Source organism: uncultured Serinicoccus sp. (assembly GCF_947487915.1).
Classification (GTDB): domain Bacteria; phylum Actinomycetota; class Actinomycetes; order Actinomycetales; family Dermatophilaceae; genus Ornithinicoccus.
The window spans coordinates 40,022-66,077 of sequence record NZ_CANKYH010000004.1 but is presented as its reverse complement, the minus strand read 5'-3'; the positions used below and the strand labels follow the sequence as shown (position 1 = coordinate 66,077).

The following is a 26,056-nucleotide window of genomic DNA, read 5'->3' as shown; positions in this document are numbered from 1 at the left end:
TCAGGCCCCGAGCAGGCGCAGGAGCTTGCGGCGCGGCAGCCTGCCCTGGCTGAAGAAGGACCCGTCGACCAGCACCAGCGGCGTCATCGCGGCCCGATGCTCGCGCATCAGTGCCTGGCCGTCGGCGGCGCGTGCGTCGAGCGAGGTGACCTGGATCGCGTGGCCGTCCCGGGCGAGCCCGGCGAGCACGGCGTGCGCGTCGTCGCAGAAGTGGCAGCCAGGGTTCTCGACGACGGCGACCTGCACTGGTCGCGGCACTGTGGTCACGGGGGTTCCTCTCCTGCACCGGGATGACGGGACCAGCCTCACAGGCGCGCCCTGCGACTGCCGTGGCAGTTTCATGGCGTTTTGCTGTCGTCGCTGCGGGGCTCGCCATCGGATCTCCACAGAACTGCCGTCGGGAGACCGGGCGGGGCCTGCACAGTGGTGGCTATGGCCACATCTGCGCTCGAGCTGTCCGCCCCGCCCGGTCGATCTCCCAGGGGCTGGTGGGCCACGGTCCGCGCCGGCTTCGGGGCGGCCCTGGGAATGGTGCCGCACGTCCTGCACCACGTCGGCCTGATCGCCGGTACCGCGCTGCTGACCGGTGCGCTGGGCAACGGCGTCCTCTACGTCGTGGGCCTCCTGCTGAGCATCCCCCTGCTGCGCCGACTCCGCTCGCGGTTCGGCACCGGGTGGGCACCGGCCCTGGGAGTCGTCGCCTTCACCGCCCTGTTCGCCCTGTCCGCGTTCGTGATCGGTCCACGCATCGGCGCGTCCGACGCCCCCGCGCCGACGCCCACCACTCCGTCGCCCTCGGTGACGACTCCCGCCGAGCACGACGGGCATCACTGACCTGCCCGGGGCCGCTCGGTCCCCCACCACCCCTACGCTGGGCGGGCGCGTCCAGCCCGGCCGGCCTGGGCCGGCCGGGCTCCGGGCCGGCCGGCCTGGGCCGGCCGGGCTCCGGGCCCTAGTGGCCGCCGTGGCCGCCGGTTCCCCCGCCGTCCTCGGTAGCGCCCTTCGGCACGTCCAGGGTCACCGGTGCCTGGGCCGGTACGGGCGTGCTGGAGAAGCTGATGCCGTTGGGCGTGTCCCCGACCGGGACACGCGCGACGACCCGCAGCTCGTCCAGGTCCACGACCGCAACGTCGTCGGCGTAGAGGTTGGTGACGTAGGCGTGACGCCCGGAGGGGTCGACCACGACCCCGTGGGCACCCTGACCGGTCTCCACGGTCCCCGCCACCGTGAACGTCCCGGTGTCGATGACCGACAGGCTCGTCCCCGGTGCTGCCTCGGTGCCCTGGTTGGCGGCCAGCAGGTAACGGTCGTCGGGGCTGACGTAGGTCTGGATCGGCCCGTCCCCGACCGCGACCCGGCCGACGACCTCGCGACTGGCCATGTCGACCTTGACCACCTCGTCCTGGGCGCTGACCGAGGCGTACACGAACCGCCCGTCAGGGGAGAAGGCGACCTGTGCCGGCGCCCTGCCGACCTCGATGTCGGCCACCGTGGTGCGGGTGCTGGTGTCGACCACGCTCAGCGTGCTGCCCGCCACGTTGGCCACGACCAGCCAGCGGCCGTCGGGGCTGGGGCGCAGCCCGTGCGGCCCGGCACCCACCGGGATCGTCGCCTGCACCTCGCCGGACGCCGTGTCGATCACGGTCACGGTGCCGTCGGCGCCGTCGCTGGTGTATGCCGTGCGCCCGTCCGGGCTGATCACGACGTGGGCGGGCGCCCCACCGGTGGTCACCGTGCGGGTCAGGTCCAGCGACCGCGCATCGAGCGCGACGGCGAGCGAGTCGTGACCGCTCACCGCCCACACGCTGGCGCTGTCGGGTGAGACCTGCACGTTGTGCGGCCCCTCCACCCCGCGCACCGTGGTGACGACCGTGTTCGTCCCCGCGTCGATGACGCTCAGGCTGGCGCCCTCCTCGTTGGCCACCCACACCGCACCGGTGACCATCCCCTCATGCTCCGCCGCGGTGGACGGTGCCGCGCTGGACGGTGCGGCGGCTGACGGGGCGAGGGTTGCGGCGGCGGACTCCGGGGCGGCCGCCGGCACCGCCGGCACGGTGCCCGCGGTCCCACCGTCCCCCCCGAGCGCGACAGCCGCCGCCGTGCCTCCGACGGCGATCGCCAGTCCACCGGCCACCACCCAGCCCGTCGCCCGCCGCGGACGACCGTGCTCTCTGTCTAGAGGGAAATCGGTCCTGCCGGGTCGCTCGTCTGCCATGGGACATCTCCTGTTGCGTGGGCCACCTGGTGCGACCCGTACCGCCACAACTGTGAGTCCTCCGGACGGTGACGAACGGGCGTTCCGGTGGCGATTTGATGTAATTCCGTTAGTCGGTGCCCGCGGTCTCGTCCTGTCCCCGGCCAGGGTGATCGCCGCCCCCGCGCACGGACCGGATCAACGGTGCCTTGCCGAGGGCGGTCCGAGAGACGGCCGGCACCCGCACGGCCCGGACCGGAGGTACGACGGCGCCCGCCAGCGCGAGCGCGTCAGCCAGACGCCGGGCGACCTGGCCCGTGTCGACACGCTCCGCCAGGCCGGTGATGTGGATGGTGATCCCCGTGTCGTCCAGGACGACCTGCCAGCCGGTGAGGGGCAGCTCCATCACCCGGTGGACGACGTTGGGCTGGACAAGGACGTCACCGCCGCGGGCCGCGCGGAGGCGCAGCGCCTCCTCGGCTCTGCCCTGGACGCCGCCGATGCGGATGAAGGGCCGGCCGCACGTGCAGGCGCCCTGCTCGCTGCTCCCCCGCCAGCAGCCCCAGCATGCTGGCGTAACCCACCAGAACGTCGGGCCGGAAGTGGTTGAGCCGCCGGACGACGTCCTCGAGCTGTTCCCCGGAGTCGACCCGCAGTGTCGGGATGAACCGACTGTCGACGCTCGCCCCGACCAGCGCGGACTGGTGCGAAGGCGCCGTCGAGCTGACCACCGCCATCCTGGTGCGCGTGGTCAGCCGCACCGATGCCCCAGCCCAGCTGTAGGCGCGACTGTAGGAGGCCAGGACGTCCGCCCACTCGTCGACATCCCAGACGAAGATGCCCGGCTCGCCCGTGGTGCCGGCCGTGGCTGCGACGTAGTACCGACCCATGAGCCGCTGCGCCCCGGCCCCGGCGGCCAGGTGCGCCTGTGCATGAGCCAGCCGCAGGTCGCCTCGGGTGATGAGGTCGTCGAACCGGTCCATGAGGACCGCCTTGGTCAGGATCGGCAGCTCAGCCAGCGGCGCCCGCGTCCGGCCGCGGTGGAACTCGCGGTAAACCGCGATCTCCGTTGACTGTGATCACGCAACGCCGCCAGCTCCCGGGCCTGGTGGGTGCGCACCTGCGCTGCGGCCCAGCGGTCTCGCACTGTGAGCTCGCGACGAAGGCCCAGCACCTTGAGGAGCAACCTGGGGTCCATCTGCACCTCCTTGCCAGCGCGGCGGGCGGTTGCCCGGGGCCCACGGTCGAGATTCCCCACGATCGGTCGGTCGTCACCGCCGTCAGCCCAGCATGGACCCTCGTCCACGTCGCCGAGGTGACGGTTCGGTGCCGATCTGGTGACGCCCCGCAGGGCAGGGGCGGCGAACCGGGAGCCCTTGGAAGGGTTCGCTGGGCCCGCAGCTCGGGCGTGCATCGGGGCGGACCGGCAAGAGAGGAGGGCGGGGGCCGTGTCACGTTGCGCTGCGTCGGGGCGCGGGGGCGGCTTGCGAGGCACGTCCGCCGTCCGACGTCGGGCGGCGGGGCAGGTCAGGACGGAGGTGTGATGTCGAGGTCGGCTGCGTCCTCGGCGGCGCAGGAGCGCTCGACCTGCAGGGTGGAGAAATAGACGTCGAACCGGTCCCGCAAGACGCGCGCGGACTGCTGAAGCACCGCATCACCATCGCGTTCCGCCTCAGGGACGTGCAGGTGTGCCGAGAAGACGGTGCGCCCGGTGGTGATGGTCCAGGCGTGCACGTGGTGGACGTCGCGAACGCCTGGCACCTGGCTCAGGGCGGTGATCACCGCGCCGAGGTCCAGGCTGTCCGGGGTGCCCTGCAGCAGGATGCGCAGCGCTGAGCGCAGGATGGTCCAGGACGCCCAGAGCAGCACCACGCCGAAGGCCATACCGAGCAGCGGGTCGATGGCCAGGAAACCGGTGAGGCGGATGACCAGGGCCGAGATGATGATGAGGAGGCTGCCGACGAAGGTCTGCAGGATGTGCCAGAAGGCCCCCTTGATGTTGAGGTTGGTCTTCTGCCGCTGGTAGAGGAGCCGGAAGGCGATCACCTCGGTGAGGAGCCCGCCGGCGGCCACCCACAGCATCACGGTGGTGGGCAGCTCGATCGGGTCGGCCAGGCGCATCGCGCCCATCCAGAACACGTAGGCCGCCATCAGGGCCAGGAACACCCCGTTGAAGAGGGCGCCGAGGATCTCCGCCCGGCCCCAGCCGAAGGTCTCCTGCGCGGTCGCGGGACGTCGGCTCAGCCGCTGCGCGACGAGGGCGATGAGCACCCCGCCGACGGCCGAGAAGGTGTGGAACGCATCGGAGATCACCGCCACCGAGCCGGACCACAGCCCGACGGCCAGCTCGATGACGAAGTAGATGCCGGTGAGCCAGCCGGAGATCACCAGTGCTCGTCGGTCACCTCCGCCAGGGACGTGGGTGCCGTGACCGGTCTGGTTCATGTCGCTCCTCCTTGATGGTTGTGCTGCTCGGCTACGCCTCAGCCGTCCGGTCGCCCGCCGACGGGCTGCGGCTCGTGCCACGCGCGGGCTCCACCAGCAGCAGGGCCTCGGTGACCGTCTGCGCCAGCGGCCCCGGCTCCAGGGGTCCCCGGTGGCGCCTGCCGTTGACGAAGACCGTGGGGGTTCCCACGGCGCCGGAGGCATCGGCGGAGGCCACGTCCCGTGCGACGCGGCCCGCATGCAGGCCGGCGTCCAGCGCGGTGGTGAAGGCCTCCATGTCCAGGTCCAGGCTGGCGGCAATCTGGTGGATGCGGCTGCGGGTCAGTTCGGCGTGGTGCCGGTACAGCTCGGCGTGCATGGCCCAGAACCGGCCCTGCACTGCCGCGGCCTCTGCGGCCTCTGCGGCCACCTGCGCATGCGGGTGGATGTCGGCCAGCGGCAGGTGCCGGAAGACGACGCCTACCCGGTCGGGCAGCTCGCTGCGGACCTGCTCGACCACGGCCTGGGCGTGCGCGCTGTGGGCGCACTGGTAGTCGCCGTACCAGAGGATCACGGCACCGGCGTCCTGGGAGCCGGTGCGGTGGTCGATGGCCGGGTCGGGCGGCACCGCCAGATCGAGAAGGGGAGCTGCCACCCGTCCGGCTCCGGCGGTGCGGACCCGCAGCGGCATCCGGGGCAGGAGCCGGAAGATCAGCCAGGCCAGGAGTGCGGCCAGGGTGGACCCGGTCAGGATGCCGATCTTGGCCTCCTCCAGCTCGGGGCCGTCGAAGCTGATGTCGGCGATGAGCAGGGAGACGGTGAAGCCGATGCCGGCGACCATGCCGATACCGGCCAGGGAGGACCAGGGGACGGTCAGCGGCAGGCCGCCGACGCCGGGGCGGGCGGCCAGCCAGGTGGACCCGACCACGCCCGCCGCCTTGCCGACCACCAGACCCAGGAGGATGCCCAGGGTGATCGGTGAGCTCGCCGCGCGCCAGAGCGTGGCGGTGTCCACGCTCAGGCCGGCGTTGGCAAGGGCGAACAGGGGGACGATGACGTAGCTGGACCAGGGGTGGAACATCCGTTGCAGCCGGTCGTTCGGAGAGACTGCCTGGGCCATGGAGCGGCTGGCGCGGTGCGCCATCTGCGGCGTGGGCGTCATGCGGAAGCGTCGCCACCACAGCCCCGCCCGTCGCAGCTCCTCCCGTCCCGGCGACGTCGCCGTCGCCAGCAGGCCGGCCGCGACCCCCGCAACGGTGGCGTGCAGCCCCGACGCGGACACCGCCACCCACATGAGGACGGCGAGGCCGGTGTACCAGGGCAGCGACCGCACGTCGGCGGCGCGCAGGAGCAGGATCACCGCGAAGGCCGCGACCGCCCCGGCCAGCCACGCCAGCGACAGCCTCTCGGTGTACACCACGGCGATGACGCTCAGGGCAATCCCGTCGTCGATCACCACGAGGGTCAGCAGGAACGTGCGTGCCCGCGCCGAGACACCGCGTGACAGTGACAGCACGCCGAGCGCGAACGCCGTGTCGGTGCCCACGACGATGCCCCAGCCGCGCACCGAGTCGGTACCGGCGTTCAGGGCCACGAAGATCAGCGCGGGCACGATCATCCCGCCGAGGGCGGCGATCACCGGCGCCGCCAGTCGTCGGCGCTCGCGCAGGTCGCCGACGTCGAACTCGCGCCGGATCTCCAGCCCGGCGACGAAGAAGAAGATCGCCATCAGGCCCTCGTTCACCCAGTCCCGCAGGCTGTGGACCAGGTCCACCCGGCCGACGTGCAGGCCCGCCTCGGTTCCCCACAGCGCCTCGTACCCGGCCCGCCACGGTGAGTTCGCCCAGACCAGGGCGGCCACTGTGGCGAGCAGCAGGACGACCGCGCCGGAGTTCTCCGTCGCGACGAACCGCCGGAGGGCACCGGCGCTGCGTTCCCGGCGAGGGTCTGCGGTGTCCAGGTGGGCGTCGTGCATGCTGGGGTTCTCCTCCGCTCATGGCGCTTCGCCCGCGGTTCTGCGCCGCCGGTGCGGCACGTCCCGGGCTGCTCCACCGGTGGACGGTGGAGCAGCCCGGGCGGTGCGGGCCTGGTCAGCTGCGCACGAGCCGGGCGATTGCCCGTGAGGCCTGCTCCACCCGGTCCTCCGGCGGTCGCCCGGTGGGGTCGGGCTGCCGCAGGCACTGGTGGAGGTGGTCGTCGAGCAGGAGCAGGGCGACGGCCTGCAGGGCCCGGGTCGTGGCGGCGACCTGGGTGAGGATGTCGATGCAGTCCTTGTCGTCAGTGACCATGGCGTTGATGCCGCGGACCTGTCCCTCGATCCGGTGCAGGCGCACCTGGAGCGCGACGGGGCTGGTGCGGGTGCCGGTGGTCATCGTGCCGCTCCTGTCGGTCCTCGCCTCGGGCGCCGGTCAGGGTGTCGGGCTGGGGTGCCCGTACCGGTGGGGGTCGGTGTCGAAGGTCGTGGCGCAGTGCCCGGAGCAGAAGTGGAACGTGGTGCCGTCGTGCTCACGGGTGGCCGCGGCTGTGGTCGGGTCGATGCTCATCCCGCACACGGGGTCGGTGACGGTGGTCTCGGGCTGGTGCCCGTGGTCGTGGTCGTGATGGGTCATGGTGTCCTCCTGGAGGTGGTCGGCGCCGAGCTCGACCACCGGGTCGGTGGCCGGGACCTGGGTGAGGGCCGCGAGGGGTCTGGGTGTGAAGCCGCGCAGCCGGTTGGCGTTGGCGACCACGGACAGCGAGGAGAGCGCCATGGCCGCGGCGGCGATGATCGGGCTGAGCAGCAGCCCGAGGGCGGGGTAGAGCACGCCGGCGGCGATCGGGATGCCGATGGCGTTGTAGCCGAACGCGAAGACCAGGTTCTGCCGGATGTTGCGCATGGTGGCCTTCGACAGGTCGATGGCGGTGACCAGTCCGGAGAGGCTGCCCGAGATCAGGGTGATGTCGGAGGACTCGATGGCCACGTCGGTGCCGGTGCCGATGGCTGAGCCGACGTCCGCCTGGGCCAGGGCCGGGGCGTCGTTGATGCCGTCGCCGACCATGCCCACGACCTTGCCCTCGGCCTGCAGGCGCCTGACCTCGTTGGCCTTGTGCTCGGGCATGACCTCGGCCAGGACCCGCGTGATCCCCACCTGGCGGGCGATGGCCGCGGCGGTGTCGCGGTTGTCTCCGGTCATCATGACGACCTCGAGGCCGCGCTCCTGCAAGGCCGCGATGGCCGCGACGGAGCCGTCCTTGACGGTGTCGGCCACGCCGATGACGCCCGCGGCCTGACCGTCGACCGCGACCAGCATCGGGGTCTTGCCCTCTCGGGCCAGCCGCCGCAGATCGGTCTGCAGCGCGGCCGCGTCGATCCTCGCGGCGGACAGCAGCCTGTCGTTGCCGACCAGCACCTCCCGGCCGGCCACCAGCGCGCGCACGCCCTGGCCGGTGATGGAGTCGAAGGCGGTCGCCCCGGGCAGGCTCAGCCCGCGCTCCGCGGCCCCGGACACGATGGCGGTCGCCAGCGGGTGCTCGGAGGATGCCTCGACGGCGGCGACCAGCGTGAGCAGGTCCTGGGGTGAGAACCCCGGGGCCGGAAGCACGTCGGTCAACGAGGGGGCGCCCTTGGTGATGGTGCCGGTCTTGTCGAGCACCACGGTGTCGAGCTTGTGCGCGCTCTCCAGCGCCTCGGCCGAGCGGATCAGGATGCCGTTCGTGGCGCCCTTGCCGGTGCCCACGGTGATCGACATGGGCGTGGCCAGACCCAGCGCGCACGGGCAGGCGATGATCAGCACCGACACCATCGCGACCAGCGCGAAGACCAGGGCCGGTGGCGGGCCCAGGATCGCCCAGAGGGCGAAGGTCCAGATCGCGATCATGATCACGGCCGGCACGAAGTAGCTGGAGACCTTGTCGACCACCCGCTGAATCGGGGCCTTGGACCCTTGCGCCTCGCGCACCAGCTGGATGATCTGCGCGAGCATCGTCTCCGCGCCGACCTTGGTGGCCGTGTACCGGAACGCGCCCGTCTGGTTGATCGTGGCGCCGATGACCGTGTCCCCGACCGTCTTGGTGACCGGGATCGGCTCACCGGTGACCATGGACTCGTCCACCGCGGAGGCGCCCTGGAGGACCTGCCCGTCCACCGGCAGCTTCTCCCCGGGGCGGACCACGACGACGTCGCCGACGGCGACCTCCTCGATCTGGACCTCCACCTCCTGGCCCGCGCGGACGACCCGCGCGGTGCGCGGCTGCAGACCGATGAGCGCCCGGATCGCCTCGCCGGTGCCGGCCTTGGCCTTGGTCTCGATCAGCCGGCCCAGCAGGATGAGCGTGATGATGACGGCGACGGCCTCGTAGTAGACCTCCTGGGCGATGTCGGGCAGCACCCAGGGGACGAAGGTGACCACAAGGCTGTAGCCGTACGCCGCGATGGTGCCCAGCGTGATCAGCGAGTTCATCTCGGCGGTGCGGTGGGACAGAGCCAGCCAACCGGTACGGTGGATCGGCCAGCCGGTGTAGAAGAAGATGGGCGTGACCAGGGCCAGCTGGAACCAGCGGTTCATCAGCAGGTCCGGCACCCAGGTGGCGCCGAAGACCTCGTGCGCCATCACCGCGAAGACCAGGGGCAGGCTCAGCACCGTGCCGATGATCACCCGCCGTCGCAGGTCGGCGATCTCCGCGGCCCGCTCGGTGGCCTCCGCGTCGTCGCCCTGCCCGGCGCCGGAGCCGGTCGCCGGCCCGGCTGAAGTGGCGGCCGGCTCGGGCTCCCCGTCGGTGCGAGGGAGCGCGGCCGCCTCACCCCCCGGCTGCGCCGCGTCACCGGCCACCACCCTCACCTTGCCGTGGAGCATGTTCATCCCGCAGGCGAACCCGAACTCTCCGGTCTGCCGGGGGGTGAAGTCCACGGTGGTGCTGGCGTACGCCGGGAGCGCCTCGTTGATCCGGAAGTCGGGAAGGACCACCCTGGAGGAGCAGTCGCCGCTCTCCTGCCGGTCGAAGACCAGGCGGACCGGCACGCCCTGGACGACCTCGACCAGGTCGGGGCTGTAGCCGCCCTTGACGGTCACCGTGACGACCTGACGTCCCCCCTCCACCTCCGCGCGCCGGGACTTCTTGGGGCCGAAGAAGTACCAGCCGGTCAAGACCGTCAGCACCGCCGCCGTGGCCACTGTCAGCAGGACATCCATGATCGTGCTTCCTCTCTCGGGCTCCTACAGCCCCCCGCCGGCATCCATACCCTCGGGGGGTATCTCGACGATACAGCGGTCCGTCTGTCCGTCCGGTGGTCGGACGGTGGAGATTCGATGGCGGTGCACGATCGGACAGGCAATGTGGCGCCTGCCGTGCAGCCGCTCAACGGTCCCTCGGCCCGCCTCCGTGGTTCATCCACAGCATCATGGCCGCCATCATCCCCACGCAGGCCAGGGCGTAGAGGACGCCTCCGGCGCCCACCGCGCCGGTGAGGAGCAGGATCCCGACCAGGGCGAGCATCGGCAGGCACATGAGCCACATCAGCCAGCCGTGCTGGTGCCGCTGGCGGGGACGGTCGGTCGGGGACAGCGGCAGTGGTGGGGGCGGGCCCTGGGGGCCGGATAAGGCCGGGTATGCGGCGTCGGGGTGGTCGTGGTGCCTCATGGTGCTGCTCCTTCGTCATGTCGCGTGGTCACCCCACGAGGACCTCGGTGGTGGCGCCCTCGTCCAGGGTGCGGATCACGGTGTCGCCGACCACGGCGATCACCTCCAGGGCCCCGTCGCTGGTCCGGCCGGCGGACAGCGCCCCGGCCTCGCCGAGCACGGTCGCTCCCAGGGTCCAGCTCTGCCCCGCGTCGGTGCTCGTGGCGATCCTGCCGCCGGTGGTCAGGGCCACCACGGTGCTCGTGTCGGCCCAGGCCACCAGGACCGCCGGTTCCGGCGGTGTCAGCGTGCTCCAGGTGGCACCGTCGTCGGTGCTGCGCAGCAGCCCTGCCTCCGTGGTGGCCAGCAGCGTCCCGTCCGGGGAGGCGGCCAGCGCGCGTGGCGGCGCGGCGATCGGGCGTTCCTGCCAGGTGCGCCGGTCGGAGGAGGTGCGCAACGTCCCGTCGTAGCCGGTCACCGTGCTGGTGGAGGCGGTCAGGGCGTGGAAGTCGGACTCACCACCGCGGGAGGCCACGGTCCAGCTCACGCCCCGGTCTCGGGAGGTGATCAGCCCGAGCGGCTCGGGCAGGTCCGTCTGCAGGCCGGGGTGGCCAGAGGCGTAGTAGGTGCCGTCGGCATCGACGGTGAAGCCCATCAGGTCCATGACCGGGCCGACGGCCACCAGGTCGGCGCCGTCCTGACGGAAGAGGCCCTGGTGCGTGGCGAGCAGCAGGTCGCCGCTGCCCGGGTCGCGGACGGCGGCGTGGATGTGGGTGATCGCGATGCCCGCCTCTGTGTCCGAAGGTCCTTTGTCAGCCGTCGGGGCGCACCCCGCGAGAGCGAGGCCGAGGGCCGCGGCCGCCACCGCCGCCAGACCCCGGTGCGGGCGCGACTCGCGGGTGCTCATGTGTACCTCAGGTCGATCATCATCCCGGCCTCGGCGTGGTAGGTGTTGTGGCAGTGGATCATCCAGTCGCCTGGGTTGTCGGCGTCGAGGTCGAGCGCCACGGACTCCATGGGAGCCATGAGCAGGGTGTCCTTGCGCAGCCCGTTGGGCAGGGCGAAGGTGTGCCCGTGCAGGTGCAGCGGGTGCGGCATCATCGTCATGTTCGACGCGTTCAGCCGCAGGCGCTGCCCGGGCGCCACCCGCAGCGGCTCGTTCTGCCCGTACGGGGCGCCGTTGATCGTCCAGAGGTAGGGCGCCATCGACCCTCCGAGCGTCAGCGCCGCCGTCACGTCGGGACCCTTGGCGGGCAGCCGGGCAGCGTCGTCCGGCTCGAGCTGCGAGCCGGCCAGGACCTTCCCGTCCAGCTCGCCCGGGCTCACGTCGGCCGCGGGCACGGCACCGGTGGCGGTGCGCACCACGGCCAACCCCTGCCCGCCGGTGCTCCTGCCCACCGGGCGGGCCACGAGCGGGAAGACACCCGACTCCAGGGTCACCACCGCGTCGTAGCGCTCCCCCATGCCGATGTAGAAGGCGTCGGTCTGCACCGGCCTGACCGGCCAGCCGTCGGTGTGGGTGAGGGTCATGCGGTGCCCGCCCAGGGCGACCGCGAAGATGGTGTCCGACGCGGCGCTGATGACGCGCAGCCTCACCCGCTGCCCGGGTCGGCCCTGCAGGACCGGCGGGTCGGCGGGCAGCTTGCCGTTGATGAGGTAGTGGGGGTAGCTCACGTCACCGGTGTCGGTGCCCCAGGGGGCCTCGCCCCGCCCTGCTGACATCGAGCCGTGGTCCATGCCGGCCATCGTCCCGTGGTCCGTGCCGTCGGTGCCGGAGGCGCCGTCGGCGACCAGCTGCTCCAGCACCTCCTCGGGGGTGGTGCCGGTGCCGTCGATCCAGTCGTCCAGGACCACGACCCACTCCAGGTCGTAGTCGCCGGGCTCGGCCGGGTCGTCGATGATCAGCGGCGCGTACAGGCCGCGGTCGAGCTGGGTGCCGACGTGGGGGTGGAAGAAGTAGGTGCCCGGGTCGGGCGCGGTGAACTCGTACAGGAAGCTCTTCCCCGTCCCGACCGGGTCCTGCGTCAGGCCGGGCACGCCGTCGGCCTGCGGCCGCAGCCGGACACCGTGCCAGTGGACGGTGGTGTCGGCGGGCAGCTGGTTGTCCAGGGTGACCCGCAGCAGGTCCCCGGCCGTCGCCCGCAACGTTGGGCCGGGGGCGGTGTCCCCGTAGGCCCACGTCTGCACCGTCCTGCCGCCCAGGTCCAGGGTGACCGGAGCAGCTGTCAGGCGGGTGCTCACCACGGGCTGCCCGGCCGTGGGGGCCACGGGCTCGGGGAGCGCGAAACCGGCGGCCGGGCGCGAGGTCGCCGAGGCGCCCCCGGAGCAGGCGGCCAGGGTCGCCGAGGCGCCCAGGCCAAGGCCGGCAATGATGAGCTGGCGTCGTGAGGGGCGGGTCATGGTTCCTTCCAGGAAGGGTCGGGACGTCTCAGCGGCCGTCGACCACGAGGCGACGGTGCTGCTCGTACTGCTCCGGGGTGAGCTCTCCCCTGGCCAGGCGCTCCTGCAGCAGCAGGACGGGTCCGGCAGGGTCCGGGGAGGCGGCCGGCGGTACGTTCAGCAGCGCCCGTACGACAAGGAGCACGAGGGCCCAGAAAGCGACCGTGCTCACACCCATCAGGAACCACATGCCCCAGCCCATGCTGTGCGTCAGCATGTCGACCTCCTGCCTCCGGTTGCCACTACCCAGCAGTCTTGACCTCGGTGGTTGGCGCGCGGCGCACGGTTGATGGAGGTTTGGTGAAGTTCTCGCCCCTCAGGGCCCCCGCGGCGTCGGCGGCCGGTGGCCGGTGCGGGAGGATGCGGGCATGGCACCTGCAAGCCCCCCCGAACCGGCCGCCCGGATCCTGGTCGTCGAGGACGAGCGCGCCCTGGCCGGCATGGTCGCGGCCTATCTGTCCAAGGCCGGGTACGAGACGACCGTGGTCCACACCGGACCGGACGCGCTGGCCGCGGTGCGCGAGCACAGCCCCGACGTCGTCGTGCTCGACCTCGGCCTGCCGGGGCTGGACGGCATCGAGGTGTGCCGGCAGGTCCGCACGTTCTCCGACTGTTACATCGTGGTCGTCACGGCCCGCACCGACGAGGTCGACCGGCTCATCGGCCTGTCGGTGGGCGCCGATGACTACATCACCAAGCCGTTCAGCGTCCGGGAGCTGGTTGCGCGCGTGCAGGCGGTCTTGCGCCGCCCGCGGACGGGCTCACCGGCCCGCGCCTACTCCCACGAACCCGTCTGGGTTTTCGGCGACCTGCAGATCGACTCGGCCGCGCTCGAGGTGCGTCTGGCGGGCGAACGAGTAGATCTGACACCGACCCAGCGGGACCTGCTCATCACGCTCGCCTCGCGCCCCCGCACCGCCTTCTCCCGCCGCCAGCTCATCGAGGAGGTCTGGGGTGGTGGCTGGGTGGGTGACGAGCACCTCGTCGACAGTCACATCGCGCACCTGCGCCGCAAGATCGGCGACGACCCGGAGACGGCCCGCTACGTCACCACCGTGCGCGGGGTCGGCTACCGCATGGGCCAGGGATGAGCGGGCCCCGCCGACCGGCCCTGCACCAGGGACTGGCGACCCGGCTCCTCATCGGCCAGACGCTCGTGCTGCTCGCCGGCGCGCTGACGGTCGGCCTGGTCGCGGCGGTCGTCGGGCCACCGATCTTCCACGACCACCTGCTGCAGACCGGTCACCCCGCCGACTCCCCCGAGCTGGTCCACATCGAGCTGGCCTACCGGGACGCCTCGCTGATCTCCCTGGCCTGGGGACTGCTCATCTCCGTCGTGGCGGCCGGCGTCGTCACCTGGTTCCTCGCCCGGCTGCTGCGTCGACCCTTGACCGAGCTGACGCACGCCGCCCGCGAGCTGGCCCGGGGTCACTACGCCGCGAGGGTGGCCATCGCCGGCTCCGGCACCGAGCTCGACACGCTCGCCGCGACCTTCAACGTGATGGCCGACCGCCTGCAAGGCGTCGAGGACACCCGCCGGCGACTGCTGTCCGACCTCGCGCACGAGCTGCGCACCCCGATCGCGACCCTCGCCGCCTACCACGAGGGCCTCACCGACGGGGTCATCAACCTGGGACCCGAGGCCAGGACCGTGCTGGTCGAGCAGACAGCCCGCCTGGCGCGGCTGGCCGACGACATCGACGAGGTGTCCCGGGCGGAGGAAGGACGCCTCCTCCTCGACCGCCGGCCGGTCCGGGTGGCCGAGCTGTTCTCCGCCGCGGCCGACGCCCTGCGCGAGCCCTACGCGGCCAAGGGCGTGAACCTGCAGCTGGAGACCTCCCGCGCCCTGGACGCCCTCGTCGAGGTCGACCCCACCCGGGTCGGCCAGGTGCTCACCAACCTGCTCAGCAACGCCCTGCGGCACACACCCGCCGGCGGCACCGTGTACCTGGCTGCCCGCCGCGACAGTCCCGAGGTGGTGCTCACCGTCCGTGACGACGGTGAAGGGATCCCCGCCGCCCAGCTGCCCCACGTCTTCGAACGGTTCTACCGGGGCGACAGCGCACGCGACCGCGACCGCTCGGGCTCCGGCATCGGCCTGACCATCAGCAAGGCCCTCGTCGACGCCCACAGCGGATCCATCACCGCGACCAGCGACGGGCCCGGGCAGGGTGCCACCTTCAGGGTGAGCCTTCCGGCCGCCACACGGAACCAGCGGGGCGAGGACCACACCCCCACCGCCTGACCCCGCATCTCCATCAAATCTCAACACAACCAGTCCCGGACCCCAAGATCGAGCGCAGAGCGTAGGACCCGCTGCCCGCGCCGCACCCGTGTCCCGCGGCGGACGCAGCGGGACACCCCTGTCCCTGTCCCTGTCCCTGACCAGGTCGTCCTGCACGACCCGGAGGTTTCATGAAGTCCACCGGCAAGCACCGTGCGCCCAGCACGCTCCCCCGTACCGGCGCCGCCGTCCTGATGGTCGGCGGCCTCGTCGTCGGCACCGTCACGGCCGCGTCGGCGTCGCCGCTGAAGCAGCCCAGCGCCGAGGAGCTCACCTCACCCGACGAGCCCTCGCCCCTTCGCGTCGACCCTTCCCGCAGCGATCCCGAGCCAGCACTGGAACGGCTGGGCGGACAGTCCCTGGCAGAGCTGCGGGCCCAGCCGGCCGCCGACCGCAGCATCGCCCGCAGCGCCCCCGACCACGCAGAACCGGTCGAGACGCTGCTGGGACACTCCTCCTTCACCGGCACCACAATCGAGGACGAGCACGAGCACCCGCCCGTTCCGCCGGCCGCGCAGGTCGCCGCTCCACAGGCGGAGGCGCCGGCGCCACCTACCGAGCAGCCCGCGGACCACCCCCAGCCGCAGCAGGCCGCACCCGCTGCGCAGCCGGAGCCTGCCGCCGCACCGCAGCCGGAGCCTGCCGCCGCTCCCGCGCCGGTGCAGCAGGCCGCGCCGGCCCCCGTAGGTGGCTCGCTGTTCGACATCGCGGCGAGCTACGTCGGCTACCCCTACGTGCTCTACGGCACCCCGCCCCAAGCCTTCGACTGCTCCGCCTACACCTGGTGGGTGTTCAAGCAGGCCGGCATCGACATCCCCCGCACGGTCGCCGGGCAGAAGGCCGCCGTCACCCCCGTGTCCGACCCCCAGCCCGGCGACCTCGTCTTCTACAACGACTGGTACCACGTCGGCATCTACGCCGGCAACGGCATGACCTACGAAGCCCTCAACCCCAGCACCGACGTCCGCTACGGCCCCCTGCTGTCGAACAACGTCTGGTACGGCCGCCTCGGCTGACCGTACGCTCAGCCGCCGGGTGGTCTCGAGCCCTGCGCCGCTGGCGGTGCCTTCACCGTCAGCCGGTGCAGGGCTCCGCAGCACCGGCGCGGTTGCGGCCTCCGCGGTGCACCTGGGACGCCACGGCCTCTCGGGCCCACGGTGGGGCGCCACCGGTGGCGGGCACAAGACTGCTCCCTACCGTGCAGACGCGGTAGGTGCTTGCCTGGCCCCGCCGTCACCAGCTCGACAGAAGCACCATTCACGCAGTCGGGAAAGAGGAGGAGCGACATCATGACTCACCACGTGACCTCGATGCTGAAAACCTACCCCAAGGACCTGGGTACGGTGGACAAGCAGAAGCTCGCGGAATGCATCGCGGCATGCTTCGAGTGCGCCCAGACCTGTACCGCCTGCGCAGACGCCTGCCTTGCCGAGGACATGGTGGCAGAGCTGATCACCTGCATCCGCAAGAACCTCGACTGCGCCGACGTCTGCGCCGCCACCGGCAACGTCCTGTCCCGCCAGACCGGTGCCAACGTCGAGACCACCCGAGCGGTGCTCGAGGCGTGCCGTGAGGCGTGCCGGGCCTGCGCCGAGGAGTGCGCGAAGCATGCGCAGATGCACGAGCACTGCCAGGTGTGCGCCGACGCCTGCCGACGGTGCGAAACCGCGTGCGCCGACCTGCTCGCCGACCTCGCCTGACGTGAGCCCGGCCCCGGCCGGGGCGCCGGTTCCCGGCCAGCGCCACCCTCGCCGGGGGACCTCCGGACCGCTCAGCCCGGTGAACCGTGGACGTGCTCGACGGCGACGCGGCGAACCCCCCACGAGCTCTCCCCAGCCTGCACCGGACCGTCGCAGCCCGGTGGCCAGGTGTCCAAGTGCTCAAGTGCTTCGAACCGTCGCCTGCCGCTGCTGCGCACCGCCCTGGCAGTTCCACGGGGACATTGGGCAGCCGTAGAGCGAAAGGAGCAGCGGGAGGGATAGGGCCGCGAACCCGCCGCCGAAAACGGCCTTCGCGGTGCCGGGCAAGGTCGATGTGCACCTTGACCCCTCGGCCGTGAGCGTGTCGAGCCCGCGAGCGGCGACGGCTGTCTGCACACCCCGCAGAGTGCCTCGGCGCCGCCTGTGACGGCAAAGCCCTCGAGCTGCAGGGAGCACCCGGCGCGCCTGGCGAGCCGAGGGGTAGATCTGGGTGAACCACGTCAGTGCCGACGTGAGCAGCGCGAACCCGGTCGATGCTCGAGCGGGAGGGGTTGCTCGGACCCAGGGTCAGCGGCGTCCATGTCCTCGGATCCGAAGGTCCTCAACGTCGTCGGGGCCAAGCAGAGAGGGCTGTTGAATCTGCCGGTGCCCGGGTCCGCCGCGGCGTTCAGGTCCGCGGCGGAACTGCCCACCGTCTGGGCAGGATCGACTGCACGGGCGACACGGCGAACCTCGAGGCGGTTCACCGTCCCCGCCCGTGGCGGGCCGTAGGACCTTCGTGGACCGCCCTCACCCGGCGGCTCCGACGCCTGCGCCGCGCGGAGTTCAGCGGCTGGGGTCGAAACGACGCAGCCGCAGGCTGTTGGTAACCACGAACACCGAGCTGAACGCCATCGCGGCGCCGGCGATGAGGGGGTTGAGCAGGCCGGCAGCGGCCAGCGGCAGGGCTGCGACGTTGTAGGCGAAGGCCCAGAACAGGTTGCCCTTGATGGTGCCCAGGGTGGCCCGGGCCAGGCGGATGGCGTCGGCGGCGGCGCGCAGGTCGCCGGTGACCAGGGTCAGGTCGGAGGCCTCGATGGCCACGTCGGTGCCCGTGCCCATCGCCAGTCCCAGGTCGGCCTGGGCCAGGGCGGCGGCGTCGTTGACGCCGTCGCCGACCATCGCCACGATCGCGCCCTGGTCCTGCAGGCGCTTGACCTCGGCGACCTTGCCGGCCGGTAGCACCTCGGCGACCACGTCACCGGGCGCGATGCCGACCGCGTGCGCCACGGCCTGGGCCGCCCGGGTGTTGTCGCCGGTCAGCAGCACCGGTCGCAGCCCGAGCTGGCGCAGCTCGGTGATCGCCTGTGCCGACGTGTCCTTGATCGTGTCGGCCACGACCACGACCGCGCGGACCTGGCCGTCCCAGGCCACCCACACGGGGGTGCGTCCCTCGGCCTCGGCACGCTCAGCCGCCTCGAGCAGGTCCGCCGGCACGGTGAGCGCCCACTCGGCGGCCAGCCAGGAACGGCGGCCCGCCAGGACGGCGCGACCCTCGACGACGCCGGAGACGCCGTTGCCGCCGTGGGCGGCGAAGTCGTGCACCGGGACCAGGTGCTGCCCGGTGGCCCGGGCGTGGTCGGCGACCGCCCTGCCGATGGGGTGCTCCGAGGCGTCCTCCAGGGAGCCTGCCAGGGCGAGGACCTCCTCGAGGCACTCGCCGTCAGCGGGGTGCACGCCGATGACGCCCATGCGCCCGGTGGTGACGGTGCCGGTCTTGTCCAACACTATGGTGTCGACCCGGCGGGTGGACTCCAGGATCTGGGGCCCCTTGATGAGGATGCCGAGCTGGGCGCCGCGGCCGGTGCCGACAAGCAGCGCCGTGGGCGTCGCCAGCCCGAGCGCGCACGGGCAGGCGATGATCAGCACGGCGACGGCGGCGGTGAACGCCGCCGTCGCGGAGGCACCGGCCACCAACCAGGCGACGAGGGTGGCCAGGGACAGCCCGATCACGATCGGCACGAACACCGCGGAGATGCGATCGGCCAGGCGCTGCACCTCGGCCTTGCCGTTCTGGGCGTCCTCGACCAGACGCGCCATCTGCGCCAGGAGGGTGTCGGAGCCGACGCGGGTGGCCCGCACGACCAGCCGGCCCCCGACGTTGACGGTGGCTCCGGCGACACTGTCGTCGGGGCCGACCTCGACCGGGACCGACTCACCGGTGAGCATGGAGGCATCGACCGCCGAGGTGCCGCTGACCACGGTACCGTCTGTGGCGATCTTCTCCCCCGGCCGGACGACGAACCGGTCGTCGACCGCGAGCTGGGCGACCGGCACCCGGGACTCGACCGGCCCGTCGGGGCCGTCCCGGAGCACGGCCACGTCCTTGGCGCCCATGTCCAGCAGTGCGCGCAGCGCCGCGCCGGAGGTCCGCTTGGCGCGGGCCTCGAAGTACCGGCCTGCGATGATGAAGGTCGTGACTGCGGCGGCGACCTCGAGGTAGATGTGCGCCTCGCCGCCGGAGCGGCTGGGCAGCAGCTCGAACGGCATCCGCATCCCGGTCGTGCCGGCGTGCGTGAACAGCAGCGCCCACAGCGACCACAGGTAGGCCGCGGTCACCCCGACCGAGATCAGGGTGTCCATCGTGGCGGCGCCGTGGCGGGCGTTGGTCCAGGCCGCGCGGTGAAACGGCAGCGCGCCCCACACCACGACCGGGGAGGCCAGGGTCAGGGACACCCACTGCCAGTTGTCGAACTGCAGCGCCGGGACCATGGACATCAGCACCACCGGCACGGTCAGGACGCCCGAGACGAGCAGTCGCTGGCGCCAGGCGTCGGCCTCGCGGTCCCCGGCCCGCTGCGTGTCGTCCTGGTCGGACCCGGCAGGGGCCGGGGCCGGAAGGGCGGCGGTGTACCCGGCCGCCTCCACCGTGGCGAGAAGGTCGGCCGGTTCGACGTCTCCACCGAAGGTGACCTTGGCCTTCTCGGTGGCGTAGTTCACGGTCGCGGTGACGCCGGGCAGCTTGTTCAGCTTCTTCTCGATGCGGCTGGCGCACGACGCGCACGTCATTCCCCCGACCAGCAGCTCGAGGTCACGCGTCTGCTCGGCCGACGCCTCCACCTGGGTGGCCACTCCTGTCCCTTCCTGCCCGTTCGCCGGAGGGGTGCTCAGCTGCTGGCGAGCTGGTAGTCGCCGGCCTCGTCGAGGGCTGCGGTGACGTCGGCCTCAGCCAGCGGAGCGTCGCTGGCGACCCTGACCGTGGACGTGCCGCCGGCGACCAGGTCGACGGTGACGTCGGTGACGCCGGGCAGGCCCTGCAGCTCGGTGCTCACGGCGCTGGCGCAGTGACCACAGGTCATACCGGTGACGGCGAAGGTCTGGGTGTTCATCGTGTCCTCCTGGACGGTGGTGGTGGCCTGGCTGGTCTCGGGTGCTGCGCAGCAGGCGCAGCCGCCGGCCTGAGCCATCGGCAGCTGGGTGCTGGGGGTGCTTGCGGTGTCCATGTGGTTCTTCTCTCGGTCGTTGCGGGTTGGGTCTGATCAGGAGCGGATGAGCCGGGCGACGGCCGCGGAGGCCTCGGTCACCTTCTGGTCCAGCTGTGCCGGGTCGTTGCTCGCGTGCGCGAGGCAGTGGCGCAGGTGGTCCTCGAGCAAGCCGAGGGCCACCGCCTCGAGCGCTTTCGTGGCTGCGGAGACCTGGGTGAGGATGTCGATGCAGTAGGAGTCGGCGTCCACCATCCGCTGCAGCCCGCGGACCTGACCCTCGATCCGGCGCAGCCGGTTGAGCTGGGCGTCCTTGTTGTTCACGTACCCGGGACCTGCCGGGCCCGCGGTCGTCTCCTCGAGCGCCATGGTGGGCACCTCCTTCCGCTAGGGACAACTATACCCCTCGGGGGTTCATTCCGGGACACAACCGCGAGCTTCCGCACAGGACACAGGCCGTGACGCAGGACGCCAGTCTGCGGGCGAGCGGTGGCAGCTCGTCGACAGGGCTGCGCGCCCACCGGTCGCCGTGCACGCACCCCTGTCAGCGGTAGGCGTGTCAGTGCGTGCGCCGTCCGGTTTCGGTGCCCGGACGCGTGCCGGCTGGCGTCGTCTGGTCCAGCGGGTACGGGTCGTCGGCGTGGTCCTGCGGACCGTGCTCCGCGTGACCGCCGTGGCTGCCGTGGCCGCCGACCATCATCAGCACCATCATCAGTGGGCAGGACAGCACGGCGGCGAGGAGCAGGGCCTCCCCCGGTGCCCTGCCGAGCAGCAGCAGGACGACGAACACTCCTGCGACGAGCAGGGCCATTCCCTTGAGGTGACCGGCACCGCTGTGGTTCATCATGGTTCTTTCTTTCCGCAACCCTTGCGCGTTCGCGCTCAGGTGTGCTCGCTGCTGGAGCGCATTCTCTTGACACCTTCAGGGTCCCTCTCGAACCCGGGGACGAGGCGGCTCTTCTGTGGTGATCTGATGAAGATCGGGCCCCGCTCCTCGCCCCTCTGTAGGCTGGGCCTCTCCTCGATCAGAGGTGCGACCAGAAGGACGTCCGTGGAGGTGACCGGTGGGTTCGCGACGGGACCGGTACCGAGAGATCGTGGAGACCCTGTCGGTCCACGGGTTCGGGTTCACCATCGGGGCCATGGGGCTGCAGGGGCGTTTTCCTTTCCGCCGAGGCCTTCCCGGGCACCAGCAGGGGCGCACGTACACCCAGCCGGAACACCTGCGGCTGGCTCTGGAGCAGCTCGGTCCCACGTTCGTCAAGCTCGGCCAGCTGCTGTCGACCCGCTCCGACCTGCTGCCCTCCGAGTACACCGTGGAGCTGGCCAAGCTGCAGGACGACACGGCGGCCGTGCCGGCCAACGTGATCCTGGAGGCGCTCTCCGAGGAGGTGGGCGACCCGGGGGTGTTCGACCGCTTCGACCACGAGCCGCTGGCCAGCGCGTCGATCGGGCAGGCGCACGCCGCGAGCCTCGCCGGCAGGGAGGTGGTGGTCAAGGTCCGCCGGCCGGGGGCGGTGGAGACGGTTCGAGCCGACCTGGAGATCCTGCAGAACCTCGCGGTCACCGCGGCCCGCCACTCAGAGGTGGCCCGCGGCTACGACGTGGTCGGCATCGCGCACGACTTCTCCACGACGCTGCTCGCCGAGCTGGACTACCTCGCGGAGGCCCACAACGCCGAGCGGTTCGCCACCAGCTTCGCCGACGACCCCCGCGTGCAGTTCCCGGCGGTGTTCTGGGAGACGACGACCTCCCGGGTCCTGACCCTGCAACGCGTCCAGGGCCTGAAGATCGACGACGTGGCGGCCCTCGACGCGGCCGGCATCGACCGCCGGGAACTTGCGGCGCGGGCCACCGGGGTGCTGTGCCAGATGGTCTTCGAGGACGGCTTCTTCCACGCCGACCCGCACCCGGGCAACTTCTTCGTCGCACCCGACGGCAGTCTGGCGGTGATCGACTTCGGCATGGTGGGCGAGCTCGACGACGCCCTTCGAGAGCACCTGGTCGCCCTGCTTGTTCCTCTCCTGCGGGGGGACCTGGACCGGACCACCGAGGCGATGCTCGACCTGGTCGGCAACCCTCCCGGCGTCGACCGGGAAGCCCTGCGCGCCGGGCTGCAGCCCCTGGTCGGGCGGTTCGGCGGGGTGCCGTTGGCGGACCTGGCGCTGACCGGGCTGATCATCGACGTCCTGGCGCTGGTGCGGCGCCACCAGCTGCGCCTGCCCACCGACCTGGCGCTGCTGTTCAAGATGCTGCTGATGGCCGAAGGGCTGGGGCGGCGCCTCGATCCGGAGTTCCAGCTCAGCAGCGTGGTTGCCCCGTATGCCGAACGCCTCGCCCTGCGACGCCACTCCCCCGACGCCATGGTAGACCGGATCCTTCACGTAGCACGCGACCTGCTGGACGCCGGGGCTCAGGCGCCGGGAAGCGTCCGCGGTCTGGCCGAGGTGCTGGAACGCGGCGGGTTCGACGTCTCCCTGCGCAGCACCGACCTGCACCAGGTCGTCCGGGAGGCCGACCGCATCGGCGACCGGGTGATCGCGGGCCTGGTCGCCGCGGCCTTGATCGACGGGGTCGGGCACATCGTGGCCGCCAGCACCGGACGGGGAAAGTTGCTGCAGGGACCGCTGGTGGTCGCCGGCGCGGGCGCACTCGGCGTGCTGGGCACCTACCTGGCCAGGAGCTCCCGGCACGCCCGCACAGTGGGCACGCAGCGGGCCCAGGCAGCCGTCTCGCAGCGGGCGCCTCGACGGCCACCGTCCCGGTCGTGACCGGGACCCGCGTCACCCTGACCCGGTCCTCGGCGCGGGCGTACGTGGGTGGGCGGGCCAGGAACGGGTCTGCCCGCTGGGGACCACCACGGGTGCGCCCGCGACCTGCAGGTGCGCCTGTGCCCGCCCCGCGCAGGGATCGGCGTCGACGGACAGGGTGTCCCGGTCCACGGTCACGTGGAGGCGTTGGCCTCGGTGCTGGAGCTGGAAGCGTGCGGCGCCCAGTCCGTGCGGCAGTCGCGGGTCGAGGATGACCCGGTCACCCTCGGTGCGGTATCCGGCGAAGGCCCGGGTGATGATGTCGATGGTGCCCGCCATGGCGCCCAGGTGGATGCCTTCCTGCGTGGTCCCGCCCTGGGTGTCGTCCAGGTCGGCGGCCAGGGCCTCCCGGAACGTGGCCCACCCGCGTCCGGGGTCCATCCGTGCCAGCACGCTGGCGTGCACCACCCGGCTGAGGGTGGAGCCGTGCGCGGTGCGGGCCAGGTAGTACTCGACCGTGCGGGCCAGCTGCTGGTGGCTCGTGGGGTAGCCCAGCCGCTCCAGGGTCGAGAGCAGGCCCTCGGGTCCCAGCAGGTAGACCAGCATCAGCACGTCGGCCTGCTTGGCGAGCTTGTACCGGTTGGTGGAGTCGTTCTCTGCCTCCAGGATGAGGTCGAGCCGGCCGATGTTGCCGTAGGTGGCCCGGTAGCCGTCCCAGTCCAGCTCGGCCAGGTCCTCGTAGCCGGCGAACTGTCCGATGACGCCATCGGGCAGGAAGGGCACGTGCAGGCGTCTGCCGAGCCGGTCCCAGGCGGCCGGTTCCTCCGGGCGGACGTGCAACCGGGTGCGGACGTCGTCGCACTCGTGGCCGGCCACGATCGAGAGCATCTCCCCGGCACGTCGGCACACCCAGGCGGTCAGGACGTTGGTGTAGGCGTTGTCGGTCAGGCCCTGCCCGGGCGCGTCCGGGTAGCCGTCGTGGTACTCGTCCGGGCCCATCACCCCGGTGATGTGGTAGCGGTCGGTGGCGGCGTCGTGGGTGGCCAGGGCGGTGAAGAACCGCGCGACCTCCACGATAAGGTCGGCGCCGCGCCGGGCCAGCCACGCCACGTCCCCGGTGGCCTGGTAGTGCTGCCAGGCGTTGAACGCCACGGCCAGCCCGACGTGGCGCTGGCGGCGCGAGTTGTCCGCCATCCACCGCCCCGAGCGGGTGTTGAACAGCATGACTGGGGTTTCCTCCCGCCCGTCGCTGCCGGACTGCCAGGGGAACATCGCCCCGGGCAGGCCCGCCTGGTCGGCGGCCCGGCGGGCGGCGTCCAGGCGCCGCCACCGGTAGTCCAGCAGGCCACCGCTGACCTGTGGCAGGTGGGCTGTGAGGACCGGCAGCACGAACAGCTCGTCCCAGAACACGTGCCCGCGGTAGCCCTCCCCGTGCAGTCCGCGGGCCGGCACTCCGGCGTCCAGCTCGGCGGTGTGCACCGACAGGCTCTGCAGCAGGTGGAACAGGTGAAGGTTGATCACCAGCTGGGTCTGGACGTCGGTCTCCAGCTGGACACCGCACCGGTCCCAGACCCTCGCCCACGCCTCCTCGTGCGCGGGCAGCAGGTCCCTGAACCCGCGCGGGACGGTGGCCAGGGCCTCCAGCGCCGCCAGGCGCGGGGAGGCGATGGCCCGGTCCCGGGAGGTGAAGATGGCGGCCGTCTTGTCGACGGTGACGGGGTCACCGTCACGCAGGTCGACCTCGAACACCTGGGCGTACCGTTCCTGGTGAGCCAGCACCGGTCCCCCCGGTCCTGCGCCGGTGACCACCGTGCGGGTGGCCGTGGCGATCCTCACCTCGGACTGGGTGGTCCGCACCTCCACCAGCAGGGTGCCCTCCTGCGGCGTCTCGATCGCGGCGGTGCGCAGGTGGCGGTCGGCCAGGGCGGCGTACTCGGCGACGTTGGAGTTCACCACTGCGGCGTCGATGCCCGACCTCACCTGAACGGTGCCGTCCCACCCCTCGGCCACGAGGGTGGTCTGCAGCGCGGCCAGGTGCGGGCGGGCCATGGAGACCAGGCGTCGCTGGGTCAGCCGCAGCCGGCGTCCGGCGCCGTCGGTGAGCACCGCGGTCCGGGTCAGCACGCCGGCGCGTAGGTCCAGCTCGCGTCGTTCCTGCGAGGTGGTCAGGCCGCCGCTCGACCACCAGCGACCCGTCTCGGTGGCCACGTCCATCGGCAACCAGCTCGGGGCGTTGACCATGTGCTCGTCCTCCATCCGTCGACCGTGGACGGTGGAGGTGAGCCGGTTGTAGACCCCGGCCAGGTAGGTGCCGGGGTAGTGCACGCCGTCAGCGGCCCGCTCCGGGGCGGCGCCGCGGGTGCCCAGGTACCCGTTGCCCAGAGTGGTCAGCGCCTCCCGGTGGCCCTCGTGGGCCGGGTCGAAGCCCTCGTAGACCAGGACCCAGGGGTCGGCGCGCAACGCCCCGAGGTCCAGCTGGGCGACGTCCTCGACCACCAGGTGCGCCCCCGCCGCCTCCAGGGCGCCGCGCTGCCCGGCCCTGGCCACCCCGACCACCAGGCCGAACCCGCCGCGGCGGGCCGCCTGAACCCCGGCCACGGCGTCGTCCACCACCGCGACCCGGCCAGGGTCCACTCCCAGCTCTCGGGCCGTCCGCAGGAGCACGGCCGGGTCCGGCCTGTCCGGGAGGTCATGCTCGGCTGCGTCGTTGCCGTCGACCACCACGTCGAACAGGTCCTGCAGGTCGGTCGCGGCGAGCACGGCCCGGGCGTGGCGGCTGGCGCTGACCAGCGCCACCGGCACCCCGCCGGCCTTGAGCCGGCGCAGCAGGTCCACCGTCCCCGGGAACGCTCGCTCCCCCTGTTTCTGGAGCCGCTCGAGGTAGATCTCGTCCTTGCGGGCGGCCAGGCCGTGCACCGTCCACGATCCGGGCTGGTCCTGGGCCGTCCCCACCGGTAGGTGGAGGCCGCGGGAGCGCAGGAGGGCCTGCACGCCCTCCTCGCGGGGACGCCCGGCGACGTAGCGGTGGTAGTCGGTCTGGACGTCGAACGGTCCGCCGGTGCTTCCTGTCCCGGCCCGGGGATCGGTCAGGGCGCTGTCGAACATGACCCGCCACGCCTCGGCGTGCACCGTGGCGGTGTCCGTCACCACCGCGTCCAGGTCGAAGATCACCGCCTCCTGCGGCGGTACGGCCCCGGTCGGGGCCGGCG

General features: G+C 72.3%; 23 protein-coding genes. 6 read left to right on the top strand and 17 right to left on the bottom strand.

The window, feature by feature from the left end; genetic code table 11:
• Entirely contained in the window at positions 1-267 is a 267-nt protein-coding gene (locus Q0795_RS05650; RefSeq protein ID WP_298887782.1) for a glutaredoxin, read from the bottom strand.
• A 165-nt stretch (positions 268-432) separates the two neighbouring features.
• Here Q0795_RS05650 and Q0795_RS05645 point away from each other — a divergent pair, with 165 nt between their 5' ends.
• On the top strand, positions 433-834 hold the full coding sequence (locus Q0795_RS05645) for a hypothetical protein (RefSeq protein WP_298887780.1): 402 nt from the start codon (positions 433-435) through the stop codon (positions 832-834).
• A 118-nt stretch (positions 835-952) separates the two neighbouring features.
• On the opposite strand, the gene Q0795_RS05640 is transcribed toward Q0795_RS05645, so the two are convergent.
• The 11 genes from Q0795_RS05640 to Q0795_RS05590 all read right to left on the bottom strand — a co-directional run bounded on the left by Q0795_RS05640 (position 953) and on the right by Q0795_RS05590 (position 12,869).
• The gene (locus Q0795_RS05640; RefSeq protein ID WP_298887777.1) at positions 953-1,945 is read right to left on the bottom strand and encodes a cytochrome D1 domain-containing protein; all 993 of its coding nucleotides are present in this window, start codon (positions 1,943-1,945) and stop codon (positions 953-955) included.
• 379 nt (positions 1,946-2,324) lie between these two features.
• Complete coding sequence (locus Q0795_RS05635) at positions 2,325-2,603, bottom strand: hypothetical protein (RefSeq protein WP_298887774.1); 279 nt, start codon at positions 2,601-2,603, stop codon at positions 2,325-2,327.
• Between the two features lie 31 nt (positions 2,604-2,634).
• A complete protein-coding gene (locus tag Q0795_RS05630; RefSeq protein ID WP_298887772.1) occupies positions 2,635-3,177 on the bottom strand; it encodes a hypothetical protein in 543 nt (180 codons plus the stop codon).
• Between the two features lie 544 nt (positions 3,178-3,721).
• Entirely contained in the window at positions 3,722-4,639 is a 918-nt protein-coding gene (locus Q0795_RS05625) for a cation diffusion facilitator family transporter (RefSeq protein WP_298887770.1), read from the bottom strand.
• Positions 4,640-4,670: 31 nt separating this feature from the next.
• Entirely contained in the window at positions 4,671-6,593 is a 1,923-nt protein-coding gene (gene nhaA, locus Q0795_RS05620; protein ID WP_298887768.1) for a Na+/H+ antiporter NhaA, read from the bottom strand.
• A gap of 115 nt (positions 6,594-6,708) precedes the next feature.
• Entirely contained in the window at positions 6,709-6,990 is a 282-nt protein-coding gene (locus tag Q0795_RS05615; RefSeq protein ID WP_298887765.1) for a metal-sensing transcriptional repressor, read from the bottom strand.
• Positions 6,991-7,026: 36 nt separating this feature from the next.
• On the bottom strand, positions 7,027-9,786 hold the full coding sequence (locus tag Q0795_RS05610) for a heavy metal translocating P-type ATPase (protein ID WP_298887762.1): 2,760 nt from the start codon (positions 9,784-9,786) through the stop codon (positions 7,027-7,029).
• 166 nt (positions 9,787-9,952) lie between these two features.
• Positions 9,953-10,234: a hypothetical protein gene (locus tag Q0795_RS05605; RefSeq protein ID WP_298887759.1), complete on the bottom strand. Its 282-nt coding sequence runs from the start codon at positions 10,232-10,234 to the stop codon at positions 9,953-9,955.
• Positions 10,235-10,262: 28 nt separating this feature from the next.
• Complete coding sequence (locus Q0795_RS05600) at positions 10,263-11,120, bottom strand: F510_1955 family glycosylhydrolase (protein WP_298887756.1); 858 nt, start codon at positions 11,118-11,120, stop codon at positions 10,263-10,265.
• Positions 11,117-12,613, bottom strand: coding sequence for a multicopper oxidase family protein (locus tag Q0795_RS05595; RefSeq protein ID WP_298887753.1), 1,497 nt, complete (start codon positions 12,611-12,613; stop codon positions 11,117-11,119). The genes Q0795_RS05600 and Q0795_RS05595 overlap by 4 nt, the downstream gene beginning before the upstream one ends.
• Positions 12,614-12,641: 28 nt before the next feature.
• Positions 12,642-12,869, bottom strand: coding sequence for an SHOCT domain-containing protein (locus Q0795_RS05590; protein ID WP_298887750.1), 228 nt, complete (start codon positions 12,867-12,869; stop codon positions 12,642-12,644).
• A 151-nt stretch (positions 12,870-13,020) separates the two neighbouring features.
• Between Q0795_RS05590 and Q0795_RS05585 the strand changes: the two genes are divergently transcribed.
• The 4 genes from Q0795_RS05585 to Q0795_RS05570 all read left to right on the top strand — a co-directional run bounded on the left by Q0795_RS05585 (position 13,021) and on the right by Q0795_RS05570 (position 16,636).
• Positions 13,021-13,743 (top strand): response regulator transcription factor, encoded by a 723-nt coding sequence (locus Q0795_RS05585; protein ID WP_298887747.1) that lies wholly within the window; start codon positions 13,021-13,023, stop codon positions 13,741-13,743.
• Entirely contained in the window at positions 13,740-14,897 is a 1,158-nt protein-coding gene (locus tag Q0795_RS05580) for an ATP-binding protein (protein ID WP_298887744.1), read from the top strand. Before Q0795_RS05585 ends, Q0795_RS05580 begins: the two co-directional genes overlap by 4 nt.
• Before the next feature lie 170 nt (positions 14,898-15,067).
• Complete coding sequence (locus Q0795_RS05575) at positions 15,068-15,952, top strand: C40 family peptidase (RefSeq protein WP_298887741.1); 885 nt, start codon at positions 15,068-15,070, stop codon at positions 15,950-15,952.
• Between the two features lie 273 nt (positions 15,953-16,225).
• On the top strand, positions 16,226-16,636 hold the full coding sequence (locus Q0795_RS05570; RefSeq protein ID WP_075812239.1) for a four-helix bundle copper-binding protein: 411 nt from the start codon (positions 16,226-16,228) through the stop codon (positions 16,634-16,636).
• A gap of 825 nt (positions 16,637-17,461) precedes the next feature.
• Here Q0795_RS05570 and Q0795_RS05565 read toward each other — a convergent pair.
• The 4 genes from Q0795_RS05565 to Q0795_RS05550 form a co-directional block, all read right to left on the bottom strand.
• A complete protein-coding gene (locus Q0795_RS05565; RefSeq protein WP_298888272.1) occupies positions 17,462-19,684 on the bottom strand; it encodes a cation-translocating P-type ATPase in 2,223 nt (740 codons plus the stop codon).
• 98 nt (positions 19,685-19,782) lie between these two features.
• Positions 19,783-20,118 (bottom strand): heavy metal-associated domain-containing protein, encoded by a 336-nt coding sequence (locus Q0795_RS05560; RefSeq protein WP_298887738.1) that lies wholly within the window; start codon positions 20,116-20,118, stop codon positions 19,783-19,785.
• Between the two features lie 36 nt (positions 20,119-20,154).
• Positions 20,155-20,466 (bottom strand): metal-sensitive transcriptional regulator, encoded by a 312-nt coding sequence (locus Q0795_RS05555; RefSeq protein WP_134773252.1) that lies wholly within the window; start codon positions 20,464-20,466, stop codon positions 20,155-20,157.
• A 190-nt stretch (positions 20,467-20,656) separates the two neighbouring features.
• Positions 20,657-20,944, bottom strand: a complete 288-nt coding sequence (locus tag Q0795_RS05550) for a DUF2933 domain-containing protein (RefSeq protein ID WP_298887734.1) — start codon at positions 20,942-20,944, stop codon at positions 20,657-20,659.
• 250 nt (positions 20,945-21,194) lie between these two features.
• On the opposite strand from Q0795_RS05550, the gene Q0795_RS05545 reads away from it, so the two are divergent.
• Positions 21,195-22,868, top strand: coding sequence for an AarF/ABC1/UbiB kinase family protein (locus Q0795_RS05545; protein WP_298887731.1), 1,674 nt, complete (start codon positions 21,195-21,197; stop codon positions 22,866-22,868).
• Between the two features lie 12 nt (positions 22,869-22,880).
• Here Q0795_RS05545 and Q0795_RS05540 read toward each other — a convergent pair whose 3' ends face one another.
• Positions 22,881-26,018, bottom strand: coding sequence for an HAD-IA family hydrolase (locus Q0795_RS05540; RefSeq protein ID WP_298887728.1), 3,138 nt, complete (start codon positions 26,016-26,018; stop codon positions 22,881-22,883).
• Between the last annotated feature and the right edge of the window lie 38 nt (positions 26,019-26,056).

Excerpts from the sequence above, each read along its gene's own strand:
- Q0795_RS05570 (WP_075812239.1), top strand. The coding sequence starts at position 16,226 with ATGACTCACCACGTGACCTCGATGCTGAAAACCTACCCCAAGGACCTG.
- Q0795_RS05565 (WP_298888272.1), bottom strand. The coding sequence starts at position 19,684 with ATGACGTGCGCGTCGTGCGCCAGCCGCATCGAGAAGAAGCTGAACAAG.
- Q0795_RS05600 (WP_298887756.1), bottom strand. The coding sequence starts at position 11,120 with ATGAGCACCCGCGAGTCGCGCCCGCACCGGGGTCTGGCGGCGGTGGCG.
- Q0795_RS05585 (WP_298887747.1), top strand. The coding sequence starts at position 13,021 with ATGGCACCTGCAAGCCCCCCCGAACCGGCCGCCCGGATCCTGGTCGTC.
- Q0795_RS05610 (WP_298887762.1), bottom strand. The coding sequence starts at position 9,786 with ATGGATGTCCTGCTGACAGTGGCCACGGCGGCGGTGCTGACGGTCTTG.
- Q0795_RS05615 (WP_298887765.1), bottom strand. The coding sequence starts at position 6,990 with ATGACCACCGGCACCCGCACCAGCCCCGTCGCGCTCCAGGTGCGCCTG.
- Q0795_RS05555 (WP_134773252.1), bottom strand. The coding sequence starts at position 20,466 with ATGGCGCTCGAGGAGACGACCGCGGGCCCGGCAGGTCCCGGGTACGTG.
- Q0795_RS05590 (WP_298887750.1), bottom strand. The coding sequence starts at position 12,869 with ATGCTGACGCACAGCATGGGCTGGGGCATGTGGTTCCTGATGGGTGTG.
- Q0795_RS05575 (WP_298887741.1), top strand. The coding sequence starts at position 15,068 with ATGAAGTCCACCGGCAAGCACCGTGCGCCCAGCACGCTCCCCCGTACC.
- Q0795_RS05595 (WP_298887753.1), bottom strand. The coding sequence starts at position 12,613 with ATGACCCGCCCCTCACGACGCCAGCTCATCATTGCCGGCCTTGGCCTG.
- nhaA (WP_298887768.1), bottom strand. The coding sequence starts at position 6,593 with ATGCACGACGCCCACCTGGACACCGCAGACCCTCGCCGGGAACGCAGC.
- Q0795_RS05605 (WP_298887759.1), bottom strand. The coding sequence starts at position 10,234 with ATGAGGCACCACGACCACCCCGACGCCGCATACCCGGCCTTATCCGGC.
- Q0795_RS05560 (WP_298887738.1), bottom strand. The coding sequence starts at position 20,118 with ATGGACACCGCAAGCACCCCCAGCACCCAGCTGCCGATGGCTCAGGCC.
- Q0795_RS05550 (WP_298887734.1), bottom strand. The coding sequence starts at position 20,944 with ATGATGAACCACAGCGGTGCCGGTCACCTCAAGGGAATGGCCCTGCTC.
- Q0795_RS05640 (WP_298887777.1), bottom strand. The coding sequence starts at position 1,945 with ATGGTCACCGGTGCGGTGTGGGTGGCCAACGAGGAGGGCGCCAGCCTG.
- Q0795_RS05630 (WP_298887772.1), bottom strand. The coding sequence starts at position 3,177 with ATGGACCGGTTCGACGACCTCATCACCCGAGGCGACCTGCGGCTGGCT.
- Q0795_RS05580 (WP_298887744.1), top strand. The coding sequence starts at position 13,740 with ATGAGCGGGCCCCGCCGACCGGCCCTGCACCAGGGACTGGCGACCCGG.
- Q0795_RS05645 (WP_298887780.1), top strand. The coding sequence starts at position 433 with ATGGCCACATCTGCGCTCGAGCTGTCCGCCCCGCCCGGTCGATCTCCC.
- Q0795_RS05625 (WP_298887770.1), bottom strand. The coding sequence starts at position 4,639 with ATGAACCAGACCGGTCACGGCACCCACGTCCCTGGCGGAGGTGACCGA.